The following is a 17,553-nucleotide window of genomic DNA, read 5'->3' on the forward strand; positions in this document are numbered from 1 at the left end:
GGTGTGGGTCTCCCCCAGGGCCCTCCTCGTCAACGGGCAGCGGCGCCCCTACCTCCGCAACTCGGGGCACGAGGCCGCTCGCGCGGCGCGTCTCCTGAGCACGGCCACCGGCGGGAGCGTCGACGTGCTCGCCGTCATCGTGGTCGTGGGCGCGAAGCTCACCCGCAGGAACACGCCGGACGGCGTCGCGGTGATCACGATCCGCGAGCTGGCGGCGTTCCTCAGCCGGAACGCGAACCCTGCGCGGAGCGCCGTGTCGACCGAGATCATCCGTCACGCGGTCGTCCAGCCGAGGACGTGGTCTCGCAGCGGCTCGGCTCCGGAGCTCTCGACCGACCACCTCCTGTGGTTCCTCGACCTCCGGGACCGGGTCCGGTCCGCGGCTCGACGCCGGAACGCCTGGGTGCTCGCCGCGCTCGCCGGCTCTCTCGGCACCCTCGTCGGAGCGTTCGACCTGGTGATCGCGACGGTGACGGCGGTGAGCCTCTGAGCGCCTCAGGCCGGCGCCAGCTCCTGCAGGCCCGTCACCCGCAGCAGGTCGAGGCGCGCCTCGTCGCTCGATCCGGGCGCGGCCGTGTAGACGACGATCCGCAGGTCGCTGCCCGGCACGCTCAGCACGTCGCAGTCGATCGTCAGCGGTCCGACCGGGGTCGCGGTGAGCGTCTTCCGGCTCGACCGGTGCTCGGCGACCCGCGCCTCCGACCAGCGGCGGGCGAAGTCCGATGATTCGGCCAGCAGACGCGTCACGAGCTGCGCGAGCGCGCGGTCGTCCGGGTAGCGGCCCACCGCGGTGCGCAGGTCCGCCGTCAGGTCCGCCGCGAACTCCTCCTCGTGCCGCTCGTCGAAGTCCGTGCCCACGTGCCCCTGCGTGAAGTGCCGCCACACCAGGTTGCGGTCGAGCCCCGTGAGCGCCGAGGGGTCGCCGTTCACCGCGGCCCAGAGCGGGTTCCACAGCAGGATGTCGTGCGCGGCGCTGAAGACGGCGAGCGGCACGTCGCCGAGCCGGTCGACGATCCGCTGCACGCCGGGAGTGATGTGGCGCGGGACCTGCGCGCGCGTCGGCGGCGCGACTCCGGCGACCCGGAAGAGGTGATCGCGCTCCTCCTCCGACAGCCGCAGGGCGACGGCGAGCGCGCCGAGCAGCTGAGCCGACGGGTTCACGGCCCTCCCCTGCTCGAGTCGGACGATGTAGTCGACACTCACCCCGGCGAGCGCGGCGAGCTCCTCGCGCCGCAGCCCGGCGGTGCGGCGGCCGGACCCGGCGGGCAGGCCGACCTCGGCCGGGCGGACGCGCTCGCGCCAGGACCGCAGGACACTCGCGAACTCGCTCATGCCCCCATCGTCCTCCGTTCGCGGGCGCCGGTCCTGGTACCGGTGGTCCCCCTGTCGAGCGGTACCTGGGCGCCGGCGTCGACGTGCCGCACGCTGGGGACATGACAACGACACTGATCACCGGGGCCAATCGCGGCCTCGGACTCGAGACCGCCCGCCGCCTCCTCGAGGCCGGCCACACCGTCTTCGCCGGAATGCGGGACCCCGCGACGGGCGACGACGTCCGCGCGCTGGGCGCCCACGTCGTGCAGCTCGACGTCGCCGACCAGGCGAGCGTCGACTCCGCCCTCGCCTCGCTCCCGTCCCTCGACGTCCTCGTGAACAACGCCGGCGTGCTCGGCACCTCGTTCGGAGTCGACGACCTCTCGGCGGAGGCGATGGCGAGCGTGCTCGAGACCAACGTGGTCGGCCTCGTGCGGGTGACGCAGGCCGCGCTGCCGCTGCTGCGCCGCTCCTCCGCCCCCGTGATCGTCAACGTGGCGTCGGGCGTCGGCTGGCCGCGCTCCCTGTCGACAGAGGGTCACGACGAGTTCCCCGTGCTCGCGGTGCCCTACGCGGCGTCGAAGGCCGCCGTGATCGCGCTGACCGTGCAGTACGCGAAGAACCTGCCGGCGATGCGGATCAACGCGAGCGACCCCGGCTACACGGCGACCGACTTCAACGGCAACAGCGGGCACCAGACGGTGACGGAGGGGACCGACGCGACCGTCGCGCTCGCCCTGCTCGGCGCCGAGGGCCCGACCGGGGAGTTCCACGACCGGCGCGGGCGCATCGAGTACTGAGGGCCGCGGCGCGGCCCCCGGGGCGGCGCAGGAAGAGCGGGCGCGGAGCGGGAACCGGGCCCCGGTCGGCGTCCGCGCGGCAACGGGAGGCGGCGAACCGGGGTTCACGCGCGCGCCGGGCCCCGGTCCGCGACCACTCGACTCCGGCGCAACACTCGACCTGCCCCGAACCGGGGTGTACACGCGCGCCAGCCCCCGCTCCGCGACCACTCGCCTCCCGCACAGCACACGACTCGCCGAGAAACGGGATGCACGCGCGAGCCAGCCCCGCTCCGCGCCCACTCGCACCTACCCAGCACACGACTCGCCCCGGACCGGGGTCCGAGTCGAGGCGGACGCCCGGTACAGGTCCACTCGGCCACGATCGCTTCGCCACCCCTCCCGCGCCCGTTCCCCGCGTCCAGATTCGTTGCACACGGCAACAAAACGGAGCGGGCACCGGCACAATGGAGTCATGACGCAACGGAGCAACTGGGCGGGCACGTACGAGTACCACGCCGCCGACATCCTCGAGCCCGAGTCGATCGAGGAGGTGCAGTCCCTGGTCCGCTCGAGCGACCGGATCCGCGCCCTCGGGACCCGCCACTCCTTCAACGCCCTGCCCGACACCCCCGGCACCCTGGTGCACCTGGGCCGGATCGCGCCCGAACCGCTCATCGACGCCGAGGCGAGCACGATCACGGTCGGCGGATCGACGCGCTACGGCATCGTCGCGTCGCACCTGCACGCCGCCGGCTACGCCCTGCACAACATGGGCTCGCTCCCCCACATCTCGGTCGCCGGTGCGATCTCGACCGGCACCCACGGGTCCGGCGACCGCAACGCCAACCTCTCCTCCGCCGTCTCGGCGCTCGAGATCGTCACCGCCGACGGCTCGCTCCGCACGATCCGCCGCGGCGAGCCCGGCTTCGAGGGCGTGGTCGTCGGACTCGGCGCCTTCGGCATCGTGACCCGCGTCACCCTCGACATCCAGCCCACGTTCGACGTCCGGCAGGACGCGTTCGTCGACCTGCCCTGGGACCGCGTGCTCGACGACTTCGACGCGATCACCTCCTCCGCCTACAGCGTCAGCCTCATGACGCACTGGTCGAGCCCGACCGTCGAGCAGCTGTGGCTGAAGACGAAGGTCGAGAAGGGGAGCGTCGCCGACGTCGACGCGACGCACCTGGGCGCGGTCGCCGCCTCCGCGAGCCTCTTCGCCGTGTCGGAGGGAGTGGACTCCAACCTGAACCCGTTCGGCGGGTCGGTCGGGCCGTGGTCCGAGCGCCTGCCGCACTTCCGCCTCGATCGCGAGCCGAGCGCGGGCGACGAGATCCAGAGCGAGTACATGGTGCCGCGCGACCGCATCCGCGAGGCGATCGTCGCTCTGCGCGCGATCGGCGACCGGATCGACGAGGTCCTGCTGATCACGGAGCTGCGCACCATGGCGGGCGACGACCAGTGGCTCTCGCCGGCGTCCGGGCGCGACAGCGTCGGCATCCACTTCACCTTCGCGAAGGACCGCGCCGGAGTCGACGCCGTGCTGCCCGCCGTCGAGGGCGCGCTGCTGCCGCTCGGCGCCCGACCGCACTGGGGCAAGCACTTCCTGGCGGGAGCCGACGAGATCGCCCCGCTCTACCCGCACCTGCCCGAGTGGCGCGCGCTGGTCGGCGAGTGGGATCCCTCCGGACGCTTCGCGAGCGACTTCGTGCGCGAGCGCCTGCTGGGCTGACGTCTGCACGAGATGCCACTCCGGTACGCGACACGCCGACGCGGGCGTACCGGAGTGGCATCTCGCGGGCAGTCAACGGGGTGATTCGGCGGGGAGCGGGTCGTAGCGTCGAAGGGGACGAGAGGGAGGCACTCATGCCCGCACGCGACGAGATCCCGTCGACCATCGAGCGCTCCGAGAAGCACGCGCAGGACCTCTGGTCGGCGGCGCACGATTCCGCCGTCGAGAGCTACGGAGAGGGCGAGCGCGCCCACCGCACCGCCTTCGCCGCGCTAAAGCACGAGTACGAGAAGGTCGGCGACCACTGGGAGCGCAAGGACGAGAGGGGTCCGTCCGACTCGCGTGCCGCCGAGCGCGGCACCGACGGCGGCGGCGAGACGGCGGGCGGAGTCGACGCGAACGCCACGAAGGCGCACCTGCTGGACCTCGCCAAGCGCCTCGAGATCTCCGGCCGCTCGCGCATGACGAAGGACGAGCTCGTCGAGGCCCTGCAGAAGGAGAACGCCCGGCAGACCCGCAGGGCCCGCTGACTCCCGGCGCACGCGGGATCTCGATACGCCCGCTCCGCGCGCTACTCGATCAGCAAGCGGCCCCTGCCGGTCGAGTAGCGCCGCAGGCGGCGTATCGAGACCCACCGACCCCGGAAGACAGGGATCTCGATACGCCCGCTCCGCGGGCTACTCGATCAGCAAGCTCTGCTGGTCGAGTAGCCGCCACCGGCGGCGTATCGAGACCCACCACCGCCCTCACCGCAGCAGCACCGGCCCCGCCCCGATCGCGACACGGAACAGCGAGTACGGATACGCCCGCAGGTCCACTCCGCCCTGGTAGTCGGCCTGGCGGTGCAGCTGGTTCGCCGTGAAGTAGAGGTGCTCGTCCGTCGCGACCGACATCGTGTCGGGCCACAGCATCCGCTCGTCGTGGACCAGCGTCTCGAGCACGCCGTCGGTGCGCCGGCGCAGGATCGCGTTGTGCTCGTAGTCGGTGGCGTAGAAGCGGCCGAGCGCGTCGGTCTCGAGTCCGTCGGATCCGCCGCCCTTGTCGCCCTCGTCGACGACCGTCGCCGCGACCTCGTCGTCGGACACCGCCCGGTCCGCCAGCGCCGCCGTCGACACGCTCCACCAGCGCCGCGAGACGAGCGGGCAGTACCAGAGCCGCTCGCCGTCGGCCGAGATCGCAATGCCGTCGGCGCCCATGGTGACGGGCTGCGGATCGCCGTCCTCGGGTCGCTTCATCAGCACGCGCCCCTCCGCCACGGCCACCATCTCGGGTGGCGTGAGCGCCTTCGTCGAGGGGTGCTCGTGCAGGCGGCGCCAGGCCGTGCCCGATTCGAGGTCGACCACGATCAGCCCGTTGGGGCCGGAGTCGGCGGAGTCGGTGATGTACGCGACTCCGCGGCGCAGATCGAAGCGCACGTCGTTGAGGTAGGTCGTCGGCAGGGCGACGTCGGGCTCGAAGACGATGACCTTCTCGACCGTGTCGGTCGCGAGGTCGACGCAGACGAGCTTGGGTCCGCCCCGCTTCGTGGGCTGGAACAGCGGACTGCCGGTGTCCAGGATCCACAGCCGGTCGGCCGGATCGACGACGATGCTCTGCACCGAGACGAGCGCGGTCTCGTCGTCGTCGCCCCGCGGGCTGTTCCACTCCTCGCTCGGGAACGGCACCGCCACTCCGTCGCGCAGCTCGACGACCGTCGCGGGCACCTCGTCGCCCCACTTCGGGAAGTTCACGAAGATCCGCCCGGTGTGCGAGACGCTCACCCCGGTGGGCATCGGCCCGCTCTCGAACGCGTGCACCAGCTCGAGCTCGCCGACCGGCTCGTCGACCGGCCTGGTCTCGCGCCCGGCGTCGTGCTGTCCCCAGAAACCCATCGGATGCCCTCCTCGCGGCGGCCGCGCGGCTCGCGGCCACTGTTCGACGCTAGGCATGCGGGGCGCGCAGCGGAGGCCGCTTGACAGGTCGCCGAAGGGAGGGGCAGGGCAGGTCGCGACCGAAGGGCGGGGCGCCGTCCGGCAGCGCGCTCAGCGCAGCGAGTCGCGCACCTCCGCGAGGCCGAGCTCGAGCTCGGCGAACGTCGTCGACAGGGGTGACAGCCCGATCCGGATGCCGTCCGGGTTCCGGAAGTCGGGGATCACGCCCCTCGCCTGCAGCCGCGGCACCAGTTCGGCGGACTTCTCGTGATCGACGGTGATGTGCGAGCCGCGGGCGGCGGGGTCGCGCGGAGTCGCCACGCGGGCGCCGAGCGGCACCAGCCACTCGTCGAGCAGCTCGAGCGCGTACGCCGTCATCGCCTCGGACTTGGCGCGGATCGCGGGCATCCCCACCTCCGCGATCAGCGCGATCATGTCCTGCATCGCGAGCATCCCGGTGATCGGCGGCGTGCCGCTGAGGAAGCGCCGCATCCCCTCGGCGGGACGGTAGCCGGGGCCCATCTCGAACATGTCGGCGACGCCCATCCAGCCCTGGATCGGCTGCGCCAGCGACTCCTGGTGCCGTGCGGCGACGTAGGCCCAGGCCGGCGCGCCGGGACCGCCGTTGAGGTACTTGTAGGAGCAGCCGACGGCGAGGTCCGCGCCCCACGCGTCGAGCTGCATCGGCACGGAGCCGACGGAGTGGGAGGCGTCCCACAGCACGAGCGCGCCGGCGTCGTGCGCCTGGGCGGTGATCGCGGCCGCGTCGGCGAGGAAGCCGGATCGGTAGGCCACGTGGCTGAGCAGCACGAGCGCGGTGCGGTCGCCGAGGACCGGCGCGAGCTCCTCCGGCCGCACCCCCGCATCCGGAGCGGATCGGATCCAGCGCAGCGTCGCCCCGGTCTCGGCCGCGATGCCCTCGAGCACGTAGCGGTCGGTCGGGAAGTTGTCGCTGTCGACCACGATCTCGTCGCGGCCGAGGGGCAGCTGGTGGGCGAGAGCCGCGCGGGCGAGCTTGTAGAGCAGCACCGTGGTGGAGTCGGCGACGACCGTCTGCCCGGCCGCCGCTCCGAGGGCAGCGGCACCGAGCGCGTCGCCGACGGCGAGCGGCATCTCGAGCCAGCTCTCGGACCAGCCGCGGATGAGGCGGCCGCCCCACTCCTCCTCGGCGAAGCGCTGGAGCCGCTCGATGCTTGCGCGCAGCGGCCGCCCGAGCGAGTTGCCGTCGAGGTAGGAGCGCACCTCGGGGGTGCGGACGAAGAGCTCGGGGTACTGCGCGAGCGGGTCCCGGGCGTCGAGGGGATGCATGCCCTCACCCTACGGTCGCGGCGCGTGCGGCTCCGGGGGTGGACGGCTCCCGCTTCTCGCACTCCACTCCTCGAAAGTCGTCGTACTCGAGCCCGAGTACGACGACTTCTGCGGACTCGACCTCGCGCGCTTCCCCCTTCCGCAGAAGTTGCGGGAAGCGCGCGCCGTCACCGCGACTTCGGAGGAAGCACGGCGGCGCCAGCCCGCGCGCCCCCCACCGACACCGCGAACCTGAGAAATCAACGAGCAGACGCGAATCCGCCCCTCACCTACCGTCGAGACAGGACGACCCCCTGCCCTCGACCTCCGGAGCCGCCCCATGCCCGCACCCACCATCGGCCTGCACGTCTCGCACGAGCAGCTCGACCCCCGCACCGCTCTCGACGTCGCCCGGCGCGCCGGCGAGGTCGGCTTCACCGAGGGCATGTGCTCCGACCACCTCACGCCGTGGAGCGCGCGGCAGGGCGAGTCCGGCTTCGCCTGGTCGTGGCTCGGCGCCGCGCTCGCGTCGACCCCGCTGGGCTTCGGAGTCGTCAACGCACCCGGTCAGCGCTACCACCCGGTGATCATCGCGCAGGCCGCCGCGACCCTCGAGCTCATGAACCCGGGGCGCTTCTGGGTCGCCCTCGGCAGCGGCGAGGCCATGAACGAGCACGTCACCGGCGAGCGCTGGCCCGCCAAGCCCGAGCGCAACGCCCGCCTCCGCGAGTGCGTCGACATCATGCGCGCCCTGCTCGCCGGCGAGGAGGTCAGCCACCGCGGCCTCGTCACGGTCGACCGGGCCCGCGTCTGGTCGCTGCCCGCGATCCCTCCGCCGTTCGTCGGAGCCGGAGTGACGGCCGCCACCGCGAGCTGGCTCGCCGAGTGGGCCGACGGCTTCGCGACCATCTCGCAGCCCGAGGACAAGCTGCGCCGCACCATCGCCGCCTACCGCGACGCGGGCGGCCGGGGCGAGGTGATCGTGCAGGCGCAGGTGGCGTACGTGCCCTCGCAGAGCGGAGGCGCGCCCGCCGCCCGCGCACTCGCCCACGACCAGTGGCGCACCAACATCTTCGAGCCGCCGCTCTGCTGGGACCTCGACACCACCGAGCACTTCGACCTCGCCGCCGAGCGCACGACCGAGGACCAGGTCGCCGAATCCGTGCTCTGCACCGACTCCGCGCAGGAGCTCTCGGACGCGATCGCCCTCTCCGCCGACTGCGGCGCCGACCGCGTCTACCTCCACCACGTCGGCAAGGAGCAGAACGAGTTCCTCGACGCGATGGGCACCACCGTCCTCCCCGACTTCCAGGAGCGCTCCGCATGAGACTGACCGACACCAGCGACCTGTGGTGGCGCTCCGCCGTCTACTACAACCTCGACGTGAAGACCTTCATGGACTGGAACGACGACGGCGTCGGCGACCTGGAGGGTCTCGCCCACCGCATCGACTACCTCGCCGAGCTCGGCGTCAGCTGCCTCTGGCTCGCCCCGTTCTTCCCCTCGCCGGGCAAGGACAACGGCTACGACATCAGCGACTTCTTCGGCGTCGACGAGCGCTACGGCCACCACGGCGACGTCGTCGAGGTGATCCGCACGGCGCACGACCGCGGCCTGCGCGTGATCATCGACCTGGTCGTGAACCACACGTCCGACCAGCACCCCTGGTTCCGGGCCGCGCGGTCCTCCCCCGACAGCCCCTACCGCGACTACTACGTCTGGCGCGACGAGCCGCCGACCGACCAGCCCGAGAACGTGTTCCCCGACGTCGAGGACGGCGTCTGGTCCCTCGACGAGGAGGCCGGCCAGTACTACCTGCACAACTTCTACCGGCACCAGCCCGACCTCAACACCGACAACCCGGCGGTGCGGGACGAGATCGCGAAGCTGGTCGGGTTCTGGCTGCAGCTCGGAGTCGACGGCTTCCGCGTCGACGCGGTCCCGTTCCTGATCGAGCCCGGCGCGCACGACGAGCACGAGTGGCTCCGCCTGCTGCGCCGCTTCGTCTCGCGCCGCTCGGGCGAGGCGATGATGCTCGGCGAGGTCAACGTGAGCCGCGAGCAGCAGCTCGCCTTCTTCGGCGGATCCGACGCCGACGAGCTCTCGATGCAGTTCGACTTCGTCGCGAACCAGCGCCTCTACCTGGCGCTCGCCCGCGGCGATGCGACGCCGCTCGCGGAGGCTCTGGCGAGCCGTCCCGAGATCTCGGTCGGCAGCCAGTGGGCGAACTTCGCGCGCAATCACGACGAGCTGACCCTCGATCAGCTCGAGGACTCGGAGCGCGACGAGGTCTTCGCAGCGTTCGCCCCGGACGAGTCGCAGCGGATCCACGGACGCGGCATCGTCCGCCGCCTCCCGCCGATGCTGGGCGGCGACCCCCGCCGCCTCCGCATGGTCTACAGCCTGCTGTTCTCGCTCCCGGGCGCCCCGGTGCTCTACTACGGCGAGGAGATCGGCATGGGCGAGAACCCGTCCATCACGGGCCGCAGCGCCGTCCGGACCCCGATGCAGTGGAGCTCGGCCGCGAACGGCGGCTTCTCGCGGGCGGACGCGTCGGATCTGATCGCGCCCGTCACCGGGGACGGCTTCGGCCCCGAGCACGTGAACGCCGCCGACCAGCTCAAGGCGCCGGAGTCGCTGCTCGCGCACCTGAAGGGCCTCGCGTGGCTCTACCGCCGCTCCCCTGAGATCGGCTGGGGCGAGTACACGCACCTGCCTGCCGACGAGCCGAGCGTCTTCGCGCACCGCATGTCGGCGTCCACCGGCTCGACCGTCGCGGTGCACAACTTCGCGTCGAGCCCGCGGACGGCGGCGCTGACCCTGCCCGACGTGCAGCCGGGCGCGCGCCTGGTCGACTCGCTCAGCTCGGAGGAGTACCCGGTCGCCGACGACGGCGCGGTGTCGATCCCGGTCGACGGCTACGGCGGCCGCTGGTTCCGCCTGCTGTCGGACGGCTCCCGCCGCCTCGTCTGACCGGCGCCCACTCCGACTCCGACTCCGACTCCGACTCCGCAGAAGTTGTCGTACTCGAGCACCCAGTACGACAACTCCTGCGTACTCGGGGCCGTGCTCGCCGTGCCTGAAGCCACCCGACCGGCGACTCCGCAGAAGCCGTCGTACTCGAGCACCCAGTACGACAACTCCTGCGTACTCGAAGGGGGTGTCGGCCGCTCAGCGCACCCCTGAGAATCCACGAGGCGTTCTCACGGCGGGTGTCCCTACTGTTGCTCCGTGGATCTCGACACCCTTCTCAACATCGGCCTCGTCGTCCTGTTCGTGCTGATCGGAGGAGTGTTCGCCGGCACCGAGATGGCGATCGTCAGCCTCCGCGAGAGCCAGGTCCGCGCGATCGAGGCGCAGGGCGAGCGCGGCGCCCGCATCGCGGCCCTCGTGCGCAACCCCAACACGTTCCTCTCGGCCGTGCAGATCGGCGTCACGCTGGCCGGCTTCTTCTCGTCCGCCTACGGAGCGTCGACCATCGCGCCCGACCTCGCCCCGCCGCTCGAGGCTCTGGGCCTGTCCGCCGGAGTCGCGTCGACCGTCGCCTTCATCGGCCTCACGCTGGTCATCGCCTACCTCTCGCTCGTGCTCGGCGAGCTGGTGCCCAAGCGCCTCGCGATGCAGAAGTCGGTCGCGTTCACGAAGGTCCTGGCCCCGCCGCTCAACGGGTTCGCGCGCCTGATGCGCCCCGTCATCTGGCTGCTGTCGGTCTCGACCGACGGCGTCGTGCGCCTGCTCGGAGCCGACCCGCGCGAGAAGGGCGAGAGCGTCTCGGCCGACGAGGTGCGCGACATGATCTCGAGCAACACCGAGATCCACGAGGACAGCCGCCGCCTGCTGACCGACATCTTCCGCGCCGACGACCGCCGTGTCGCCGAGGTCATGCGCCCGCGACCGGACGTGGACTTCCTCCGCGGCGAGCTCCCGCTCGAGGAGGGCTACCGCGCCGTCCTCGATCAGCCGCACTCCCGCTACCCCGTGGTGGGCGAGAACCGCGACGACGTGCTGGGATTCGTGCACGTGCGCGACCTGATGGCCGCGTACCCGGACGCCGCCCAGGAGGGCACCGCCAGCAGCGTCGCCGACATCACCCGTCCGATCCTCGCGGTGCCGGGATCGACGAAGGTGCTCGCCGCGCTGCGCACCATGCGGCAGGACGGCCACCAGATCGCCGTCGTCGTCGACGAGTACGGCGGGACCGACGGCATCATCACGCTCGAGGACCTGCTCGAGGAGCTGGTCGGCGAGATCTACGACGAGTACGACGGTGCCCGGCAGGAGGTCGACGCGAAGGCGGCCGAGCAGCTGCACGACCTCGACGGAGGCATGATCCTCGAGGACCTCGAGGAGATGCTCGGCGTCGAGCTGCCCGACGGACCCTACGAGACGGTCGGCGGCTACATCCTCGACCGCATCGGCCGGGTGGCCGTGGTGGGCGACTCGATCGTCGTCGGCGAGCACCTCCTCCGCGTCGCCGAGACGGACCGCTACCGCATCTCGCGCGTGACGCTCACGCCGCAGCCGGCCTCGTCGACCTCCGTGGAGCCGACCGAGCCGAGCGCCTAGCCCCCGCGTCCCGCGGCGACGGAGTCGCAGGGAGCCGAGCCGAGCACCCCTGCGCCCCTCACCGCAGCCGCGTCTCGACCCCTCACGGCAGCCGCGTCTCGACCCACCGCGTCGCCGGGAGCCCGCGCGCCCCCGGCCGCGCGAGCCAGAGCCCGCCCGCGAACGGGTGCGCCGCCCGCTCGTCGGCCGAGAGGTCGCGCGACGCCGAGCTCACCACCGCCACGTCGAGCCCCTCGCCCGCGAAGGCGATGCTCGAGGAGTGCGGCGCGTCGATCTCGATGCCCTCGCCGTCGACCAGGCGCCCCTCGGAGTCGTAGACCCGCACTCCGGAGCCGCCCCAGATCGCGACCCACAGGCGACCGTCGGCGTCGACGGTCATCCCGTCGGCGAAGACGCCCTCCTCGAGCTCGACGAACGTCTCGCGTGCTCCGTGCGACCCGTCGACGTACGGCCGGCGGAAGACCACGCCGGACTCGGTGTCGATCGAGTACATCACCGTGCCGTCCGGTGACCAGCCGAGCCCGTTCGAGAGCCGCAGGTCGTGATCGAGGACGGTGACGGATCCGTCGTGCTCGAGGCGCAGCAGGACGTCGTCGCCGACGGACTCGCCGAGGGTCAGCGAGCCGACGACGAGCCGGCCCTGCGGGTCGATCGAGCCGTCGTTGAAGCGGTGCCCCTCGGGCAGCAGCTCGGAGCCGCGCGTGAGAGACCCGTCGACCTCGAGGATCGCGAGGCGGCGGGTCAGCGCGACGAGCACGCGCCCGTCGCCCAGCGGCAGCGCGCAGCCCACCTGCTCGCCGACGTCCGAGCGGGAGACGGCGCCCAGGCCGCCCTCGGCCCCGAGCGGCGCCGACAGCACCGCTCCGGACTCGATGTCGACCCAGGTGAGGCGGCCGGTGGAGGCGTCCCAGACGGGGCCTTCGCTGAGGACGTAGGAGGGGGTGCCCGCGGGCGTCGCGACGATCATGGACTCAACCTAGCCAAGCCGTCCCTGCACGGGCTCCGGGGTGGACGAGCCGGTGGAGACGAGTGCGGAGCGGCCGGTGGGGAGGAGCCATGCATCCCGAAACGCACTGTTCTACACCCGCACGGCACCACTCCGATAGCCCGGCGATACGAATCCGCCGCAGGGCTATCGTCAGGTCTCGCCGCGACCGGATGAGGGCTGCACCGAGCGAACCGGGGCGACAGGAAGGCGTGCGCCATGTCGACCACCGACACCCCTCGGGGCCCCGTCCGGAGCCTCGTCCCCGCCCGGATAGACCGGCTCCCGTGGACCCGGTTCCACTGGTCGATCGTCGTCGGCCTCGGCTTCTCCTGGGTCCTCGACGGCCTCGAGATCCAGATCGTCGCGAGCGCCGGGTTCGCGAAGGAGTTCGACCTCTCGGCCGCCCAGGTCGGCGTGCTGGGCACGGTCTACCTGGTCGGCCAGATCGCGGGCGCACTGATCTTCGGCCGGCTGAGCGACAAGCTGGGACGCCGCAAGCTCTTCATCCTGACGCTGGTGATCTACCTCCTCGCCAGCGGCATCGCGGGGCTCTCGCCGAACTACGCGTTCCTCGCCGTGTTCCGCTTCTTCGCGGGCATGGGCATCGGCGGCGAGTACGCGGCGATCAACTCCGCGATCGACGAGCTGATCCCCTCGAAGTACCGCGGACGCGTCGACATCGCGATCAACGGCACGTACTGGGGCGGTGCGGCGCTGGGCTCCGCGGCCAACCTCTTCTTCCTCAACGACGAGCTCTTCGCCGAGAACGTCGGCTGGCGGCTCGGCTTCTTCCTCGGCCCGATCCTGGGCCTCGCGATCATCTACCTCCGCCGGCACATCCCCGAGAGCCCGCGCTGGCTGATGACGCACGGCCGCGAGGAGGAGGCGGAGCGCACGGTCGACGAGATCGAGCGGCGCGTGGAGAAGGAGGGGGGCGTGCTCGAGCCGGTCGACGACGCGAAGGCGATCACGGTCAAGGCCACCGAGAGCATCCCCTTCCGCACGATCGCGCGGGTCCTCATCCGGCAGTACCCGAAGCGGACGCTGGTGGGCGCGACCATGATGGTCACGCAGTCCTTCCTCTACAACGCCATCTTCTTCACCTACGCGCTGGTGCTCGAGAACTTCTACGACGTGGAGCAGAGCGCCGTCTCGTACTTCTTCTTCCCGTTCGCGATCGGCAACCTGATCGGCCCGCTGGTGCTCGGCCACCTCTTCGACGTGTGGGGCCGGCGCAAGATGATCTTCCTCACCTACGGCGTCTCGGGAGCGGTGCTCGCCCTGTCGGCCGTGCTGTTCAGCATGGACGTGCTGACCGCGACGACGCAGACGATCCTCTGGTGCGTGTCCTTCTTCTTCGCCTCCGCGGGCGCCTCGAGCGCCTACCTCACGGTGAGCGAGATCTTCCCGCTGGAGCTGCGCAGCCAGGCCATCTCGTACTTCTTCACGCTCGGCCAGATCGCCGGCGCGATCGCTCCCACCCTGTACGGCGTGCTGATCGGCGACGGCAGCGATCGCGGTCCGCTGACCATCGGCTACTTCGTCGGGGCCGGGGTGATGATCGTGGGCGGAGTCGTGGCGCTGATCTTCGGGGTCGACGCCGAGCGCCGCAGCCTCGAGAGCATCACGGAGCCGCTCTCGACGGTCCGGGACGGGGACTGACCCGCAGAACGTCGGTCGGGAGGGCCACTCGGCCACGATCGTGGCCGACGGCCACTCCTGGCCGACGTTCTGCATCCCGTTCGCGCCGAGCAGTCGCCGTCCGCCCGCCCGATCCCGCGCACACGGAGGACGTCGGCCGGGAGCAGGGGGCATCGACGGGCAGCCGATGGAGCCGTCCCCAGCCGATGCTCCGCCGGTCAGAGCGCCCCGGGCGGCACCGGCGGCGCGTCCGGCACCTCGTCGACCGCCGTCCGCGGCCAGATGAGGGTCGGCATCCGGCGCCGTTCGGTCAGCGCGAGCGCCTCGCGCACGTGGCCGAGCACGTGCGCGGCGAACCCCGCGTCGGCCGCACCCGACGGGTCGAACGCGTCGAGGAGGTCGCGGAGCACGCGCTCGGGAGGGACGGGGAGCTGTTCGGGTTCGTTCACGTCGACCACTGCCGATCCGGTGGTGGGTCTCGCGGCGGGGTCCAGGGCGCGACGCGAGTGGAGAGAGGGTCGACGCCGCAGCGCCGGATCGAGCGGGGACTCCCGTCCCCGCCGTCGCACCGGGTGCGGACTCGACGCGGTCGTCGTCAGCACCCTGTCATCCATCGTGCAAGGGTCCCGGTCGGCTCCCCTTCCTGGGAGTGGGTTGACAGCGCCTCCGCGGGCCTCGGTCAGCGCCGGCCCCGTCAGCGCCCTCGGTCAGCGCCGGCCCCGGTCAGCGCGGGCCCCGCTCAGCGCAGTCCGTCGAGCACCGCCTCCAGCTCGTCGACCGCGAAGTCGATCTCCTCCTCGGTCACCACGAGCGGCGGGGCGAGGCGGATCGTCGATCCGTGCGTGTCCTTGGCCAGCACTCCGCGTTCCATCAGCGCTTCGCAGACCGCCCGTCCGGAGGCGAGGTCGGGGTCGATGTCGATGCCCGCCCAGAGTCCGGCACCGCGCACGGAGACGACGCCGCGGCCGATCAGGGCGGTGAGGCGCGCGTGCAGCTGAGCGCCGCGGGCGACGGCGAGCGCCTGGTACTCGCCCGTGGCGAGCATCTCGACGACCGCGAGGCCCACGGCGGCGGCGAGCGGGTTGCCTCCGAAGGTCGAGCCGTGCTGACCGGGCTGCAGCACCTCGAGCACGTCGGCGTTCGCGACGACCGCCGAGACCGGCACGATGCCGCCGCCGAGCGCCTTGCCCAGCAGGTAGACGTCGGGGACGACTCCCACGAGGTCGCAGGCGAAGGTCGCACCGGTGCGGCCGAGACCCGACTGGATCTCGTCGGCGATGAAGAGCACGTTCCGGCGAGCGGTGATCTCGCGGACCGCGGGCAGGTAGTCGGCCGGCGGCACGACGATGCCGGCCTCTCCCTGGATCGGCTCGATCAGCACGGCGACGGTGTCCTCGTCGATCGCCGCCTCCAGCGCCGCCGCGTCGCCGAACGGCACCGTGCGGAATCCGGGAGTGAACGGAGCGAAGCCGTCGCGCGCCTCCGCGTCGTCGCTGAACGAGACGATCGTGGTCGTGCGCCCGTGGAAGTTGCCGGCGGCGACGATGATGTTCGCGCGTCCCGGCGTCACTCCCTTGACCCGGTAGCCCCAGGCGCGGGCGACCTTGATGCCGGACTCGACCGCCTCCGCCCCGGTGTTCATCGGCAGGACCATGTCCTTGCCGGCGAGCGCCGCGAGCGCGGTGACGAACGGGCCGAGCCGGTCGTTGTGGAACGCGCGGCTGGTGAGCGTGACGCGGTCGAGCTGATCGCGGGCCGCGGCCAGGAGCACCGGGTGCGAGTGGCCGAAGTTGACGGCGGAGTAGGCGGCCAGGCAGTCGAGGTAGCGGCGCCCCTCGACGTCGGTGATCCACGCGCCCCGGCCTGTGGCGGCGACGACGGGCAGCGGGTGGTAGTTGTGCGCGGCGTGCGCCTCCTCCTCGGCGATCAGGGCGGCGGAGGCGGTGGTGGTGGTGTCCAGGATGCTCATCTCGGTCCTCTCGAGGTCGGGGGTCAGCGGCGCAGTTCGAGCGTGCAGCACTTCACGCCGCCGCCGCCGAGCAGCAGCTCGGACAGGTCGACGCCGATGGGCTCGTAGCCGCGCTCGCGGAGCTGGCGCTCGAAGCCGACGGCGCGCGAGGCGATGACGACGTGCAGTCCGTCCGAGAAGGAGTTGAGCCCGAGGACGGAGGCGTCCTCCTCCGACACGAGGATCGCGTCGGGGTAGAGCTCCTGCAGCACGCGGTTGCCCTCGTCGCTGAACGCGCTGGGCAGGTAGGCGATGTTCTGGTCGTCGAGAACGGCGATCGCGGTGTCGAGGTGGTAGAACGACGGATTCACGAGCTCGAGGGTCACGACCTCGCGGCCGAAGACGCGGGCGACCTCGGCGTGCGAGTCGGAGGCGGAGCGGAAGCCGGTGCCGGCGAGGATGCGCTCGCCGACCAGGAGGAAGTCGCCCTCGCCCTCGTTGACCTCCTCGGGGACGCGCACGTCGAAGCCCGCGCCGCGGAACCAGTCCATGTACGCGGGGCCCTCCGGCTGGCGCTCCGGGTAGGTGAAGGAGGCGCCGTAGGCGATGCCGTCGATGACGAAGCCGCCGTTCGCCGCGTAGACCATGTCGGGCAGGCCCGGCTCGGGGTCGATCAGCTGCACGTCGAAGCCGAGGCCGACGTAGGTGTCGTAGAGGGTCTGCCACTGGCGCACGGCCAGCGCGGTGTCGGTCGGGACCTGCGGATCCATCCACGGGTTGATCCGGTACACGACGGTGAAGTGCTCGGGTCGGCACATCAGGATCGTCTTGGCGACGGGGGTGCGGGTCGGGGCGGCGGAAAGCACGGCGGTGTCGGTCATTCGAGTCCTCCTGCGAAAGGCTGCGGATGAGCGGACCGGGTCCAGTGGCGCCGGAGTCCGCGGAGGATCATCACGGGGTGGCGCACGCTCCCGCTCAGTCTTGCACGCGCGGATCCTGCGATTCTCGCCGCTGGGCGCAAGGATCCGCCGAGAACGAGGAGTGTCGCGCTTGTTCCGTGCGCGTTGCCGAGACGGCACAGTCTCGTCCTGCCCTCCTCCGCTGCGTCCGCACCCGCCGTCGTACCCACCGTTCGGGGGAACCGGCGCGACCGCCGCCCCCGTGAGCCCTCCTCCGCCCGCAGCTAGCATGCAGACACCGTGTCCGCCGCGGCCCGCCGCGAATCCTCTCGAAAGATCTGCCGTGCCCACACGCCGCCGTCGCGCGCCGCGCCTCGTCCCCCTCAGCTCCGTCGGTCTCGCTGCCGTGCTGCTCGCCGGTCTCGCCACCGGCCCTGCGGCGAGCGCCGACCCGCTCCCTCCGCTGGGATCGGCGACGTCCTCAGAGAC

The 17,553-nt window shown here is 72.0% G+C and carries 14 protein-coding genes and 1 pseudogene; 8 read left to right on the forward strand and 7 right to left on the reverse strand.

Annotated elements, in window-relative coordinates; all coding sequences use genetic code 11:
* Nucleotides 1–490, forward strand: a pseudogene (locus NB037_RS14570) (hypothetical protein); the annotation flags it as partial.
* A 5-nt stretch (nt 491–495) separates the two neighbouring features.
* Here the strand turns inward: NB037_RS14570 and NB037_RS14575 are convergent.
* Nucleotides 496–1,332 carry a helix-turn-helix transcriptional regulator gene (locus NB037_RS14575; RefSeq protein WP_251946881.1) on the reverse strand — a complete coding sequence of 279 codons (837 nt, stop codon included), beginning with the start codon at nt 1,330–1,332 and terminating at the stop codon, nt 496–498.
* A gap of 101 nt (nt 1,333–1,433) precedes the next feature.
* Here NB037_RS14575 and NB037_RS14580 point away from each other — a divergent pair, with 101 nt between their 5' ends.
* The 3 genes from NB037_RS14580 (at nt 1,434) to NB037_RS14590 (ending at nt 4,355) form a co-directional block, all read left to right on the forward strand.
* On the forward strand, nt 1,434–2,114 hold the full coding sequence (locus NB037_RS14580) for an SDR family NAD(P)-dependent oxidoreductase (RefSeq protein ID WP_251946883.1): 681 nt from the start codon (nt 1,434–1,436) through the stop codon (nt 2,112–2,114).
* A 454-nt stretch (nt 2,115–2,568) separates the two neighbouring features.
* Nucleotides 2,569–3,825, forward strand: a complete 1,257-nt coding sequence (locus tag NB037_RS14585; protein WP_251946885.1) for a D-arabinono-1,4-lactone oxidase — start codon at nt 2,569–2,571, stop codon at nt 3,823–3,825.
* A 134-nt stretch (nt 3,826–3,959) separates the two neighbouring features.
* Nucleotides 3,960–4,355 (forward strand): ChaB family protein, encoded by a 396-nt coding sequence (locus NB037_RS14590; protein ID WP_251946887.1) that lies wholly within the window; start codon nt 3,960–3,962, stop codon nt 4,353–4,355.
* Between the two features lie 216 nt (nt 4,356–4,571).
* Here the strand turns inward: NB037_RS14590 and NB037_RS14595 are convergent, their stop codons facing one another.
* Both NB037_RS14595 and NB037_RS14600 read right to left on the reverse strand, forming a co-directional pair.
* The gene (locus NB037_RS14595; RefSeq protein WP_251946889.1) at nt 4,572–5,696 is read right to left on the reverse strand and encodes an L-dopachrome tautomerase-related protein; all 1,125 of its coding nucleotides are present in this window, start codon (nt 5,694–5,696) and stop codon (nt 4,572–4,574) included.
* A gap of 150 nt (nt 5,697–5,846) precedes the next feature.
* On the reverse strand, nt 5,847–7,043 hold the full coding sequence (locus tag NB037_RS14600; protein WP_251946891.1) for a kynureninase: 1,197 nt from the start codon (nt 7,041–7,043) through the stop codon (nt 5,847–5,849).
* Nucleotides 7,044–7,362: 319 nt separating this feature from the next.
* On the opposite strand from NB037_RS14600, the gene NB037_RS14605 reads away from it, so the two are divergent.
* The 3 genes from NB037_RS14605 (at nt 7,363) to NB037_RS14615 (ending at nt 11,588) form a co-directional block, all read left to right on the forward strand.
* Nucleotides 7,363–8,349, forward strand: a complete 987-nt coding sequence (locus NB037_RS14605) for a TIGR03885 family FMN-dependent LLM class oxidoreductase (RefSeq protein WP_251946893.1) — start codon at nt 7,363–7,365, stop codon at nt 8,347–8,349.
* Nucleotides 8,346–9,995 (forward strand): alpha-amylase family protein, encoded by a 1,650-nt coding sequence (locus NB037_RS14610; RefSeq protein ID WP_251946894.1) that lies wholly within the window; start codon nt 8,346–8,348, stop codon nt 9,993–9,995. The genes NB037_RS14605 and NB037_RS14610 overlap by 4 nt, the downstream gene beginning before the upstream one ends.
* A gap of 258 nt (nt 9,996–10,253) precedes the next feature.
* A complete protein-coding gene (locus tag NB037_RS14615; protein WP_251946896.1) occupies nt 10,254–11,588 on the forward strand; it encodes a hemolysin family protein in 1,335 nt (444 codons plus the stop codon).
* Between the two features lie 82 nt (nt 11,589–11,670).
* Here NB037_RS14615 and NB037_RS14620 read toward each other — a convergent pair whose 3' ends face one another.
* A complete protein-coding gene (locus NB037_RS14620) occupies nt 11,671–12,555 on the reverse strand; it encodes an SMP-30/gluconolactonase/LRE family protein (protein WP_251946898.1) in 885 nt (294 codons plus the stop codon).
* Between the two features lie 237 nt (nt 12,556–12,792).
* Here NB037_RS14620 and NB037_RS14625 point away from each other — a divergent pair, with 237 nt between their 5' ends.
* Nucleotides 12,793–14,238: an MFS transporter gene (locus NB037_RS14625; protein WP_251946900.1), complete on the forward strand. Its 1,446-nt coding sequence runs from the start codon at nt 12,793–12,795 to the stop codon at nt 14,236–14,238.
* Nucleotides 14,239–14,435: 197 nt separating this feature from the next.
* On the opposite strand, the gene NB037_RS14630 is transcribed toward NB037_RS14625, so the two are convergent.
* The 3 genes from NB037_RS14630 to ddaH all read right to left on the reverse strand — a co-directional run bounded on the left by NB037_RS14630 (nt 14,436) and on the right by ddaH (nt 17,046).
* Nucleotides 14,436–14,666 carry a DUF2235 domain-containing protein gene (locus NB037_RS14630; protein ID WP_251946902.1) on the reverse strand — a complete coding sequence of 77 codons (231 nt, stop codon included), beginning with the start codon at nt 14,664–14,666 and terminating at the stop codon, nt 14,436–14,438.
* Nucleotides 14,667–14,956: 290 nt separating this feature from the next.
* Nucleotides 14,957–16,186 carry an ornithine--oxo-acid transaminase gene (rocD, locus tag NB037_RS14635; protein ID WP_251946904.1) on the reverse strand — a complete coding sequence of 410 codons (1,230 nt, stop codon included), beginning with the start codon at nt 16,184–16,186 and terminating at the stop codon, nt 14,957–14,959.
* A gap of 23 nt (nt 16,187–16,209) precedes the next feature.
* Entirely contained in the window at nt 16,210–17,046 is an 837-nt protein-coding gene (gene ddaH, locus NB037_RS14640) for a dimethylargininase (protein WP_251946905.1), read from the reverse strand.
* Between the last annotated feature and the right edge of the window lie 507 nt (nt 17,047–17,553).

The organism is Rathayibacter rubneri, from assembly GCF_023743255.1.
GTDB classification, from domain to species: Bacteria; Actinomycetota; Actinomycetes; order Actinomycetales; family Microbacteriaceae; genus Rathayibacter; species Rathayibacter rubneri.

What these genes read in the sequence shown, in the direction of transcription:
- NB037_RS14575 (WP_251946881.1), bottom strand. Translation starts at nt 1,332, where the DNA reads ATGAGCGAGTTCGCGAGTGTCCTGCGGTCCTGGCGCGAGCGCGTCCGC.
- NB037_RS14580 (WP_251946883.1), top strand. Translation starts at nt 1,434, where the DNA reads ATGACAACGACACTGATCACCGGGGCCAATCGCGGCCTCGGACTCGAG.
- NB037_RS14585 (WP_251946885.1), top strand. Translation starts at nt 2,569, where the DNA reads ATGACGCAACGGAGCAACTGGGCGGGCACGTACGAGTACCACGCCGCC.
- NB037_RS14590 (WP_251946887.1), top strand. Translation starts at nt 3,960, where the DNA reads ATGCCCGCACGCGACGAGATCCCGTCGACCATCGAGCGCTCCGAGAAG.
- NB037_RS14595 (WP_251946889.1), bottom strand. Translation starts at nt 5,696, where the DNA reads ATGGGTTTCTGGGGACAGCACGACGCCGGGCGCGAGACCAGGCCGGTC.
- NB037_RS14600 (WP_251946891.1), bottom strand. Translation starts at nt 7,043, where the DNA reads ATGCATCCCCTCGACGCCCGGGACCCGCTCGCGCAGTACCCCGAGCTC.
- NB037_RS14605 (WP_251946893.1), top strand. Translation starts at nt 7,363, where the DNA reads ATGCCCGCACCCACCATCGGCCTGCACGTCTCGCACGAGCAGCTCGAC.
- NB037_RS14610 (WP_251946894.1), top strand. Translation starts at nt 8,346, where the DNA reads ATGAGACTGACCGACACCAGCGACCTGTGGTGGCGCTCCGCCGTCTAC.
- NB037_RS14620 (WP_251946898.1), bottom strand. Translation starts at nt 12,555, where the DNA reads ATGATCGTCGCGACGCCCGCGGGCACCCCCTCCTACGTCCTCAGCGAA.
- NB037_RS14625 (WP_251946900.1), top strand. Translation starts at nt 12,793, where the DNA reads ATGTCGACCACCGACACCCCTCGGGGCCCCGTCCGGAGCCTCGTCCCC.
- rocD (WP_251946904.1), bottom strand. Translation starts at nt 16,186, where the DNA reads ATGAGCATCCTGGACACCACCACCACCGCCTCCGCCGCCCTGATCGCC.
- ddaH (WP_251946905.1), bottom strand. Translation starts at nt 17,046, where the DNA reads ATGACCGACACCGCCGTGCTTTCCGCCGCCCCGACCCGCACCCCCGTC.